The organism is Duganella qianjiadongensis, from assembly GCF_009857915.1.
GTDB lineage: Bacteria > Pseudomonadota > Gammaproteobacteria > Burkholderiales > Burkholderiaceae_D > Rugamonas > Rugamonas qianjiadongensis.
This window is the reverse complement of the sequence record NZ_WWCM01000026.1, coordinates 1-11,610: the sequence shown is the minus strand read 5'-3', so window position 1 is coordinate 11,610 and position 11,610 is coordinate 1. Positions and strand designations below refer to the sequence as shown.

The 11,610-nt window shown below is 53.1% G+C and carries 10 protein-coding genes and 1 pseudogene; 6 read left to right on the top strand and 5 right to left on the bottom strand.

Translation table 11 applies throughout. The features are described from left to right. Positions 1 to 122 precede the first annotated feature (122 nt). The 6 genes from recA to GTP27_RS21795 all read left to right on the top strand — a co-directional run bounded on the left by recA (position 123) and on the right by GTP27_RS21795 (position 5,460). A complete protein-coding gene (recA, locus tag GTP27_RS21820) occupies positions 123 to 1,217 on the top strand; it encodes a recombinase RecA (RefSeq protein ID WP_161041207.1) in 1,095 nt (364 codons plus the stop codon). Positions 1,218 to 1,244: 27 nt separating this feature from the next. Beyond that, positions 1,245 to 1,700 (top strand): recombination regulator RecX, encoded by a 456-nt coding sequence (gene recX, locus GTP27_RS21815; protein WP_161041206.1) that lies wholly within the window; start codon positions 1,245 to 1,247, stop codon positions 1,698 to 1,700. A gap of 276 nt (positions 1,701 to 1,976) precedes the next feature. Next, positions 1,977 to 2,561, top strand: a complete 585-nt coding sequence (locus tag GTP27_RS21810) for a DUF2889 domain-containing protein (RefSeq protein WP_161041205.1) — start codon at positions 1,977 to 1,979, stop codon at positions 2,559 to 2,561. A 109-nt stretch (positions 2,562 to 2,670) separates the two neighbouring features. Beyond that, positions 2,671 to 3,840, top strand: a complete 1,170-nt coding sequence (gene sucC, locus GTP27_RS21805; protein ID WP_161041204.1) for an ADP-forming succinate--CoA ligase subunit beta — start codon at positions 2,671 to 2,673, stop codon at positions 3,838 to 3,840. Between the two features lie 13 nt (positions 3,841 to 3,853). After that, entirely contained in the window at positions 3,854 to 4,735 is an 882-nt protein-coding gene (gene sucD, locus GTP27_RS21800) for a succinate--CoA ligase subunit alpha (protein WP_155432748.1), read from the top strand. A 257-nt stretch (positions 4,736 to 4,992) separates the two neighbouring features. Next, entirely contained in the window at positions 4,993 to 5,460 is a 468-nt protein-coding gene (locus GTP27_RS21795) for a pilin (protein WP_161041203.1), read from the top strand. A 62-nt stretch (positions 5,461 to 5,522) separates the two neighbouring features. Here GTP27_RS21795 and GTP27_RS21790 read toward each other — a convergent pair whose 3' ends face one another. The 5 genes and pseudogenes from GTP27_RS21790 to GTP27_RS21770 form a co-directional block, all read right to left on the bottom strand. Then, the gene (locus tag GTP27_RS21790) at positions 5,523 to 6,233 is read right to left on the bottom strand and encodes a flagellar brake protein (RefSeq protein ID WP_161041202.1); all 711 of its coding nucleotides are present in this window, start codon (positions 6,231 to 6,233) and stop codon (positions 5,523 to 5,525) included. Between the two features lie 303 nt (positions 6,234 to 6,536). Then, positions 6,537 to 6,668 (bottom strand): annotated as a pseudogene (locus tag GTP27_RS21785) (cyclic pyranopterin monophosphate synthase MoaC); the annotation flags it as partial. Between the two features lie 221 nt (positions 6,669 to 6,889). Next, positions 6,890 to 7,495 carry a hypothetical protein gene (locus tag GTP27_RS21780; RefSeq protein ID WP_161041201.1) on the bottom strand — a complete coding sequence of 202 codons (606 nt, stop codon included), beginning with the start codon at positions 7,493 to 7,495 and terminating at the stop codon, positions 6,890 to 6,892. 17 nt (positions 7,496 to 7,512) lie between these two features. Continuing rightward, positions 7,513 to 7,911 carry a hypothetical protein gene (locus GTP27_RS21775; protein WP_161041200.1) on the bottom strand — a complete coding sequence of 133 codons (399 nt, stop codon included), beginning with the start codon at positions 7,909 to 7,911 and terminating at the stop codon, positions 7,513 to 7,515. Between the two features lie 1,693 nt (positions 7,912 to 9,604). Continuing rightward, a complete protein-coding gene (locus GTP27_RS21770) occupies positions 9,605 to 10,339 on the bottom strand; it encodes a hypothetical protein (protein ID WP_161041199.1) in 735 nt (244 codons plus the stop codon). Between the last annotated feature and the right edge of the window lie 1,271 nt (positions 10,340 to 11,610).

Here is an 11,610-nt window from a genome sequence, read left to right as displayed (position 1 = left end):
AGCGAGTTTTTGTGAAAACTCAAAAATTGTTTAAAAATCCCGCTTGCATTGATCACTGTTTTTTTATACAGTACCGACTGTAGCAACCGACAACCCGTTGAGAGAACCGCTGAGAGAACATTATGGACGACAAAAAAGCTGTAGTACCTGCCTCTGAGAAAGCCAAGGCGCTGGCCGCCGCGCTGGCTCAGATCGAAAAGCAATTCGGCAAGGGCTCCGTCATGCGTATGGACTCCAGCATGCCGATCGAAGAAGTGCAGGTCGTCTCCACCGGTTCGCTCGGTCTGGACGTGGCGCTCGGTGTAGGCGGTTTGCCACGCGGCCGTGTGGTCGAGATCTATGGCCCGGAATCGTCGGGTAAAACCACGCTAACCCTGCAAACCATTGCAGAGATGCAGAAACTGGGCGGTACCTGCGCCTTTATCGATGCCGAACACGCGCTGGACGTGGTGTATGCCCAGAAGCTGGGCGTGAACCTGAGCGAACTGCTGATTTCGCAGCCGGATACGGGCGAACAGGCACTGGAGATCTGCGATGCGCTGGTACGTTCCGGCTCCGTGGACATGGTGGTGGTGGACTCCGTGGCCGCACTGACGCCACGTGCCGAGATCGAAGGCGATATGGGCGATTCCCTGCCGGGTCTGCAGGCCCGTCTGATGTCGCAGGCGCTGCGCAAGCTGACCGGTTCGATCAACCGCACCAACACGCTGGTGATCTTCATTAACCAGATCCGTATGAAAATCGGTGTGATGTTCGGCAGCCCCGAAACCACCACCGGCGGTAATGCGCTGAAGTTCTACGCCTCCGTGCGTCTGGATATCCGCCGTACCGGCTCGATCAAATCGGGTGACGAAGTGATCGGTAATGAAACCAAGGTGAAAGTGGTCAAGAACAAGATCGCGCCACCGTTCAAGGAAGCCCACTTCGACATCCTGTACGGCGCTGGTACCTCGCGCGAAGGCGAAATCCTCGATCTGGGCGTGGAAGCCAAGATCGTCGAGAAATCGGGTTCCTGGTATAGCTACAACGGCGAGCGCGTCGGTCAGGGCAAGGACAATGCCCGTATCTTCCTGCAGGAACGTCCGGAACTGGCGTGGGAAATCGAAAACAAGGTGCGGGAATCGCTGGGCGTCCGTCCGCTGCCGCCACTGGCTGGCGACAAGGGCGACACCGTGGTGAAGCTGAAATCCGTCGATAAAGGCGCCGACGCTGCCTGATAAGTAGCGCCGGATAGCGAGCAGGCCATGGCGGCAGCCGAACTCAGTCTTAAAGCGCGTGCTCTGCGTCTGCTGTCGCAGCGCGAGCACAGCCGGCTTGAACTGGGGCGCAAGCTGGCCCGCTATGCGCAGGAGGGCGACGACGTGGAAGCCCTGCTCGATCTGCTCGAACAGAACCGCTGGCTGTCGCAGGAGCGTTTCTCTGAAGCATTGATACATCGCCGCTCCGCCCGTTACGGCAATGGGCGGATTGTTGCGGAATTGCAAAGTCATGGCATCCGTGGCGAAGAACTGGACCGGCTCAAACAGGGCCTGGCCAGCGACGAGACAGCGCGCTGTGTGGAAGTGTGGCAGCGCAAGTTCGGCAGCGTGGCCGAAGACGTCCAGCAGCGCAACAAACAGATGCGCTTCCTGCTGCAGCGTGGTTTCTCCCAGCGTGCCGTGCAGACGGCGCTCAAGGGCAGCGAGCACTTCGAAGAGTGACGGAAGTATGATCTAAGCAGAAATTTCTGCCGCAATGCATCATGCAATGTTTCTATGGCAGAAATACATTCTGTGAATCTCTTATCAAAATAGCCTCAGATGGCAGATTTTGCGCGGAAAAACTTATGTTTGCGCGCAACAAATGGCCTCTATGTGCTACACTTTTAGGGTTTTTGCAGCGCCGCAGGTGCGGTAAGTGTCCGTAGAAGCTGCGGATACGTGCTTTACAGCACATGGCTGCTTACTAAATTTCTGTCGCGAAAGCGGCATCGGTCTATGTCCCTGTCAACCCCAGTTAACCGACGTGCGCTACGGCACACGCGCGCAATTGTCGTCCAAGCGTATGCACGCGAGGATGGTCTATGGGATCTTGACGCGCATATCTCCGATATCAAACAGATCGACACCGTGCTGGCCTCGGGCCCACGCGCTGCCGGTACTCCCCTGCATGACCTCCATTTACGCCTGACCGTTGACCATCAGCTCAACATCGTCGATGCCGAAGCCGCGTCCGATGCTGTGCCGTATCCCGGCCATTGCGATACCATCGCGCCCGCTTACAAGGAACAGCTGGTTGGCCTGAACCTGATGCAGGGTTTCCGTCACGAACTCAAACAGCGTCTGGCGGGCAGCGCCGGCTGCACCCACCTGACGGAACTGGCGCAGATACTGCCGACCGCCGCCGTGCAGGCGTTTGCCAACGATGTCTGGGCGACCAATGACGCGGCCACGGAAGACCATGGCACGCCCCGTCAGAAACCGTTTCAACTAGATAAATGTCACGCGCTGCGCACCGATGGTGCGGCGGTGGCGCAGTTTTACCCGCGCTGGGTGGCCAAAGCAGCACCGAGCAGCGCGTAGCAATCTCTGCTTTTAGCAGCACCTTATATCGCTTATTTTCGTAGCATTTTCGCAGTATTTTCGTAACATCAACCGATTTTTACACATCAGCATCAGAAGGGAAGCCAGCATGAAAATCCATGAGTATCAAGGCAAAGAAATCCTCCGAAAATTCGGAGTGACGGTTCCACGTGGTATCCCGTGCATGACCGTTGAAGAAGCAGTCAAAGCTGCTGAAACCTTGGGCGGCCCAGTCTGGGTTGTGAAGGCACAGATCCACGCCGGTGGCCGTGGTAAAGGCGGCGGCGTTAAAGTTGCCAAGTCGCTGGAACAGGTGAAAGAATACGCTGACCAGATCATGGGCATGCAGCTGGTCACCCACCAGACCGGCCCTGAAGGCCAGAAAGTACGTCGTCTGCTGATCGAAGAAGGCGCCGACATCAAGAAAGAACTGTACGTTTCGCTGGTAACCGACCGCGTTTCGCAGCGCGTTGTGCTGATGGCTTCGTCCGAAGGCGGTATGGACATCGAAGAAGTGGCTGAAAAGCACCCTGAGCTGATCCACTCGATCGCTATCGATCCATCGGTAGGCCTGACCGACGCTGAAGCTGCCAGCATCGCCGCTAAAATCGGCGTGCCAGAAGGCTCGATCGCGGATGCCGTGACCAACCTGCAAGGCCTGTACAAAGCCTACTGGGAAACCGACGCATCGCTGGCTGAAATCAACCCGCTGATCCTGACCGGTTCGGGCAAAGTCATCGCGCTGGACGCCAAGTTCAACTTCGACGCCAACTCGCTGTTCCGTCAACCAGAAATCGTGGCTTACCGCGATCTGGACGAAGAAGATCCAGCGGAAGTGGAAGCTTCGAAATTCGATCTGGCTTACATCTCGCTCGACGGTAACATCGGCTGCCTGGTGAACGGCGCCGGTCTGGCCATGGCCACCATGGACACCATCAAGCTGTTCGGCGGCGAACCAGCCAACTTCCTCGACGTAGGCGGTGGCGCTACGGCTGAGAAAGTAACCGAAGCCTTCAAGATCATGCTGAAAAACCCAGGCCTGAAAGCTATTCTGGTGAACATCTTCGGCGGCATTATGCGTTGCGACGTGATCGCCGAAGGCGTGATCACCGCGTCCAAAGCCGTTTCGCTGCAAGTGCCGCTGGTGGTGCGTATGAAGGGCACCAACGAAGATCTGGGCAAGAAGATGCTGGCCGATTCCGGTCTGCCTATCATCGCAGCCGACACCATGGAAGATGCAGCTAAGAGCGTCGTTGCCGCTGCTGCCGGTCAAGCTTAATTAAGGAATCAACATGTCCATTCTGATCAATAAAGACACCAAAGTTGTTACCCAAGGGATCACCGGTAAAACCGGCCAATTCCACACCCGCGGCTGCCGCGACTACGCGAACGGCAAAAACTGCTTCGTAGCAGGCGTGAACCCTAAGAAAGCCGGCGAAGATTTCGAAGGCATTCCAATTTTCGCTAACGTCACCGAAGCGAAAAAAGAAACCGGCGCCAACGTGTCGGTGATCTACGTACCACCAGCAGGCGCCGCTGCCGCTATCTGGGAAGCCGTCGAAGCTGAAATGGATCTGGCCATCTGCATTACCGAAGGCATTCCAGTCCGTGACATGATGGCTCTGAAAGACCGCATGGTCAAAGCCGGTTCGAAAACCCTGCTGCTGGGCCCTAACTGCCCAGGTCTGATCACTCCGGACGAAATCAAGATCGGCATTATGCCTGGCCACATCCACAAGAAAGGCCGTATCGGCGTGGTATCGCGCTCGGGTACCCTGACTTATGAAGCAGTGGGTCAGCTGACCGCACTGGGTCTGGGCCAGTCGTCGGCAGTGGGTATCGGCGGTGACCCGATCAACGGCCTGAAGCACATCGACGTCATGAAGATGTTTAACGACGATCCAGATACCGACGCCGTGATCATGATCGGTGAAATCGGTGGTCCGGACGAAGCCAACGCGGCTCACTGGATCAAAGACAACATGAAAAAACCAGTGGTCGGCTTCATTGCTGGCGTAACCGCTCCTCCGGGCAAGCGCATGGGCCACGCCGGCGCGCTGATCTCGGGCGGCGCTGACACCGCACAAGCTAAACTGGAAATCATGGAAGCTTGCGGTATCAAAGTCACCAAAAACCCATCGGAAATGGCCCGTCTGCTGAAAGCCATGCTGTAATCACAGCCTTCCGTTAAGGAAATAGAAGGGGAGCTCATGCTCCCCTTTTTTATTTCCGAATGACAAAATTTGTCACTGGCAAAATTCGGCAGTTGCTTTTGGGAATTAAGTGACAAAAAACGGCAGTATGGGGCCCTAAAAGTGACAGAATTCGTCAGAAAAATGGCCGAGTGCATGGTTAAACAGGCTGGCACGCTGATTGCTCTATGGAAAGTGTAGGCAACAACTTTTGTTCAACACACACCCGGGAGTCAACTATGAAAACCATGCACATGATGAAAAAACAAGCACAAGCCGGCTTCACTCTGATCGAACTGATGATCGTTGTCGCCATTATCGGTATTCTGGCTGCCGTCGCCATCCCTGCTTACAGCGATTACACCATCAAGGCCAAGATGGCCAATGCGCAAGGCGCGATCGATTCGATCAAATCGGCCGTGGCCCTGTGCGCTCAGGAAGGCGGCGGCGACCTGACCGGTTGCGACGCTGGCGCGAAAGGCGTGCCAACCTTTACCGAAACCAAGGAAGTGAAATCGGTCACGGTCAAAGACGGCGTGATCGTCGAAACCTTCTCGACCGGCGTGGGCAAAGATATCGATGGCCTGACGGCTACCTTCTCTCCTACGCTGGCCGCTGGTGCCGCCAATGTCACCTGGAACGTGACCACGACCGTCACCAACGATACGGCTAAAACGGCCCTGACCAAAAACAATGTCGGCCCTTAATAGTCCGGGCGGATAGAAAAAAACCGGCTGAGGCCGGTTTTTTTTCGCCTGTGCGAACCGCGCTAGACGATTTTCTGGCGGTCGGCGATCAGCGCTTCATAGGTCAGGTTCTGCAGCATGGTGTGGTGCATAGGGTCGAGGTCGATGAACTGTACGCCGTAGGTGAACACCTCGGGCTGGTCACCGGTGGAGGGCTTGACCACATTGATATTGCGAATAGTGGCGTTGGGGTTGATACGCACCTGACGGTTGCCGGGCTGGGCGATCAGGTAGAACGACAGGCCCACTTCGCCGCCATCATCGGCCAGCGGCTTGGGCGACTCGATCAGGGCGCCGGAAACGCTGAGGTTGACGAGAAAGACTGAAGTGGCGCCGGCCGAGGAGGTGACCTGGGCGGGAATATCGACCTTGACGCGCATGGCCGTGCGCAGGCTGGTGCCCTGTATCGACACGGGGAACGACAGGTGTACGTAGAACATGGGGCGCGGGAACACGCGCTGCACCACGCAGGAAAATGAGCACACATTGACGCCCGAAAACACGCGGATAGTCAGCTTGTCGCCATCATTGACGGCGATAGGCGCGCCGCTTTCGAACGGAATCTTGACGATCATATACTCGTCTTTGACCCAGCCGATCAGCGTAGAAAAGTGCTGGACCGGCTTGATGGTGCGATGGGTGATGAACTGGATGCGGCTGCCTACCTGCAAGTTCATCTGCTCGAACTCATACTCCTGGGTCTTGCTTTCGTTCGATGGAGGGTTGCTGCTCATGCAAATTCTTTCACGTATGCGCCTGACGGCAGCGGTCAGCCTGCGGAAAAATTACCTCTATGGAAAAGATTATATACTTGTGTTCTAGAGGTAACAATCAGGCAATAAATGATCCGGGCCCGGGCTCGGCTAGCCGATAGCCGGCGACCGGCTTTGACCTAGCACAAACGATCAGCCCCACATCAGACCTGTTCAGGCATGTTTGTGCAAGAAATTGAGGTCCAGTGTATACAAACTAGTATGAGAATAGGGAATGAAATGCGCGCAAATGTGTCCTAAGCGCTGACATCCTGCCTTGACGTGCTAGCTGGTGGCGCTCCAGTCGCCCGACTTGCCGCCGTGCTTTTCCATCACGCGGCTGCCGCTCATCACCATGCCACGGTCCACCGCCTTGCACATATCGTAAATCGTCAGCAGGCCGATCTGCACGGCGGTCGAAAACCGTTAATAAGTTCTTGATTTAAAAAGCTTGTCAGCCAACGCTGAAGTTTTAGGAACTTGCCCAAAAAACTCAAAAAACAGCTATCTTGTCCAACGCAGTTGGACAGGAATTGGACAGGATTTTGGCCTGTCCGGTGTGGATAGTAGGGGAGATTAACGCCCCAAGCAAGTATGGTTAGGTTCGACTCGCTGGCGCGAGCCGAACCCTTTTGCACTCAACGGATCACAAACCGCAACGATGCACGTTCATGAGTTTCCCAAAGCGCATTTTTAATATGCCATATCGACGCCGCTTGAGGTTCGTCGACGGATGGGATTGGAAGCCCCTTTGCCTTCGCATATTCATAAGCCAACTCGTCAATCCCCCGTTGGATCGACAACTCGTAAGATGTAGGGGCGAGTTCGATTGCGGCCTCCACTAGCGACTTGGGATCTGCCGAGCCATCAATCGCTCCACGAATGATCGTCATGCCTTGAATTCGATATCCAGTTGCGGGACTCGTATTAACGTCGTTGATGACCATCAGCAGCTTCAGAATGATGCTGTGAACGTCTGAGACTTCGAGTATCGGAGCCAGCGCTGCTCGCTCAATGGCGATCGCAGCACTCGTTTTGATGAGTTCGACGTTTTTGCGGCTCTTGCTCAGACCTAGATAGCCGTTATTCACCAAATGCCGAAAGGCGTCTTTCTCTTCGTCTTCATTCAGGTTGAACCAAGAGCCGACGTCTTCTGCTTCTATAGGGGTGTCGTAGTTACGGAAGAACTCAGCGAGACTTAGTGCGGGCAAGCCGGCGATCTCATCGCGATTGGTCAAAGTCATTTGAAATGTCTTCCTCATTACGCCACTATCAAGGCGACTATGGCATTACCCTCTACAACTATCGGGCTGACATCTTGACCTTTGCAAAGCTCCCGGAACGTATGCACGAGCTTTACTTCGTTAGTGGTCAATGACAGGGGGGTAAGCAACGAATCTACAGCGCTAAGAACATCGGGCATCGACTCCGCAAGAAGTTGACGCAGCAAAGGGACAGGTTCGATGGACAATGCAGTTGCGAGCGCAACTACCTTCTGCACCGGTAGCTTCGTATTTCCCTGCTTGATCATGACAAAGGTCGTGACGCGTTCGAAGCCAAGAGCCTGCGATATTTGCGCATCACTTTTTCCAAGCTCCGTCTGACGGCGGATGATCAATTCCGCGATGGATTCGTTACTGATGTTGGTAACTGTTTTCATATTCACCCCATAAAGTATCGCTTTGCAAACTGCATCGCGCTCGGTATGAATATAGTTCACGCGAGACTAAGTTCAGGGTGGAGAATGCTGACACCCAAGTAGATTTTTTTAAGGAAGTGGAGTTGCTAACCAAATCAACGTTTTGCATCGAGGCGTAAAGCTGTAAAACCTTAAAGATGTAATTTCTTAATTAAGATTTTGCGCTTTTGTGGGTCAGCTAGAGTAAGGTGAAAATGTTGTAGATGTGGAAATTGACGGAGTCCTAGAAGGATTTCAGAATCGTGACAGCAACGCTTTCCTTAACTTCCGCCCATTAATGCTTATCCTTATAGGGCCGGGGTAATTTGAATAACCGCTTCAATTTAGCTGGGGCAGAAACTTCTACTTAATGCGACTACTGATTCGGGCAGGAAGCGGAATTAGTGGTTACGATGGCCCCTAATATATGTAGGCTACAACGCCGTAGCCGTTAGGTGTTCCATTAAATTCTCGAGATAGATTTGAACTGGATAATTCCTCAATTTGCATTCAAACTATTGGAAATCTGACGGTTTTTGAAATTTTGGCGATTTTTGTGTAAGGCATTGATTTTATTAATATTTAATGAACTTATTGACGGGCTGGTGCGTAACTGATGCGTAACGATTTTGACCAATTGCGCAGAGATCAACCCGTCAATTTAAAGCGTCTGCATAGACTGACGAGAACCCACCGACGCGCCCTTCAAAATGAAAATCTGATTAAGGGCATTACTCGTGCTGAGGCAGTCTCAAAACGCGTTTAAATCGGCCTGGTGCGTCAGATTCCTAGATGTGAGGCCATACACCAGTAGCACTAATTGCCTCGACTCACGTGAACTGGCAGAAAAATTTGAGCCGATGCCTGAGGTAGCGAGTGGAATACTTGGCGGTGAAGCGAGCTTGCAGGAGGATATGTGATATTTCGATCTGTGTAGCAGTCGGTTGGGGCCGTCACGTCTTTCCGTAAATACTTAAAGACTTAAATGAAGTAATTCTTAAAAACATATAGGGAAGAGGTGGCGGCCCCAAGTCTTTCCCCCCAAGCTGTAATCGACGCCACTTGAAGGGGACGGATGGAGCACTCTGCATCCATCGCGCCCTGTAAGAATTGGCGAAACACCGGTTCCGTTGATTAATTTTCTGTCCAGCCACCGAAGCTTATAGAAGAATCAGCTTTTTTCGAACTAATGGAATTGGTCATGCCAAGCGGCGGTCCTGGTTTGATTTTTCCTCGCCATCGCTAACTACTCATCTCTATCCCATTCTTTGCGAAGAGTGCGTTGATACTCAACTCCATCCGCCGGTATATCGGTGCGGTCTTTCCACAACCCGCTCGCAGCGAATAGCGCCGCCAAACGACGCCTCCTACGAGCTTCAAGGAGGTTCACCACTAATGAACTACCCAAGGCATTCTCTGTCGGTGCCGCACCGTCAGAAGAATCATCGCGTGTCTGCATAACAGTGTCTCCCAGGGCTTAGAAGCGCAATAAAAGAGGAGCGCCGCCATTTGTATGACGACGCTGAAAGACTAATCTATTCGGCAAGTTCCCACTGTCACAAGGATTGACCAAGTCAGCCACCGAAGTGGTTGCCAACCGCCTTATTTTTGTTGCTAATAAAAGGCAGGCAGTCGATTCTAGACAGGCTTAGTTCACATTGTCCAAGCAAGAATGCTAAGCCAACTCCATTGGCTCGTCATCAGTTTCAGACAAATACTCGGAATGCCTTGCTCTTACCTTGGCGCATCGATTCGCAGCGCGCTCCTTCCAGTCGTTCACATCACCGTCGATGCGAGGATATTGAATGTCGAATAACACGACTTCGCTCTCATTACGTTCATTGTTAAAGAGGTAAATGTCTTCACGACGAACCGTTGATGTCAGCACAAGTGGATTGCCACGAAATTCTGCAAAACGCATTGCGAACCAGCATGCCACATCTCTGTCAGTTGTCCAAGCTTGGCCGTTAGCTGCGCTCCACGGATCGCAGCCTGATGTTCCTCGCCACACTTGCACTGTTCCAGGAAGGATAGAGGTATCGAACTGAGCATAGCGGAACAGCGCGCGCAGCAGCCGGCGGGTTCTTGCAGCGGTGATTAGTTCATTGTGATCATGGTCCCACACAGAACTGAGCAACGCCCTGAATGACTCCCTTGGAACCTTTGCTCTCCAAAAGGCAACGACGACTTGGCCGCGCCTCTTGTTTCCCACGGCAACCGAGAGCGATAGCGCTGCATCAACGTCTCCGGCCATGGCAGGCATCACGAATTTGCGCGCCCACGGTTCGACGAATTGCTCAATCTGATAGCAAATGAAGTTTCGATATGCACCTCGCAACACCGGTGGCGAGTCAGTCTTCCCTGGATTTGAAGATTGGCATTTCATTTTGATATTAACGGCATTGGTCACTGCATTCTCCTGTAAAAAGTTCAGATAGCGAATGCTATAGAGGCGACGTAGGCGCCGTGTGACATTTTTTTGTTAATAAAATCAAATGCTTAAAACATGCATCCTGTATGTGTTAAATATTTATGCGTGCAATGGCTACGAAATCCTGGAGTGTTCCTTTCAAATGCAACTTCCGATTTCGGTAGAGCGTGACCGGCCATTCTGGTCCTTCGTGGCCGATTTTGGCATCCGATCAGAATGAGCGGTCACTATTCCAAAATTGGAGGTTGCGATCGTCCGAATAGGCAGTTGGCAACAAGCACATATCCGCACTCAATCCGGGGACAAATCTTCAAACTTCATTTTGTCGCAACATTGAGACGACAACTAATTACAGTGAGCGCTATGCCCCTTAATATTCGGAAATGCACCATAGAAACTATCCACGCGATCCCCGTGAACGCGGCATCTTGCGTGTTTCATGCTGGCGAAATCGCACTGCGCGACTATTCTGGATCATACGATGTAACTTATGACGACGGAGGCGTATGGCAGCCACATCACAGTTCAAAGGGGCGAGCAAGAGTCCTGTGATCCTTTCGAATCATCGCATTCATATTCCAGTGATCGTGACCGCAGACTCCGGCATCGTGATTGTGTAGTCCGGTTAGGTGCCCAAACCTGTCATGATGGGCCAGAATTGCCGGTCACGTTCGGCAGGAATACACAAATACGGGTAGCCGGTCCGGCTAGTGGATACCTGGCACTCTGGCGAACCCCGGAAGTGGGCAGTAGTGTGCCAATTACAAACGCAGGGTTGTCGTCGAACGAAATGCGGCCCGTCTTCCCGAGAGGGTATTCTCGCTCCCGGTAGGTAGGCCTATCTGGAGCCGCGAGCCTTTCGTATAACTACGAAAATAGTTAGGGAAGCCGCCCGCGCCGTAGGCGCAGGCTTCCAAAGGTATTCTAACGAGCTACGGAGCTACATAACTACACTGGAAAATCATTCTCGTAATGGTGTTAATCGCCTTTAGCTAAAGGCTCTAATGGAAATACATGCTATCCGGTGTAGTATCCGATCAGCCACCTACCTCCTACCACTTGCTTGCAGTCACGACTTCCGGTGCAATGCCTTGGCCGAAGCGAGACGCTTATCCAGTGTCGTCATTGCTCGCCGAACTGCGCTAGCATCTCTGACCTCATTACCAGAAATCAGTGCTGCAAAGCGAGCGACGCGACTTGGGCTATCTCCTACAAAGCGACGTGCAATCCAAACTTGCATGAGGCTAGGA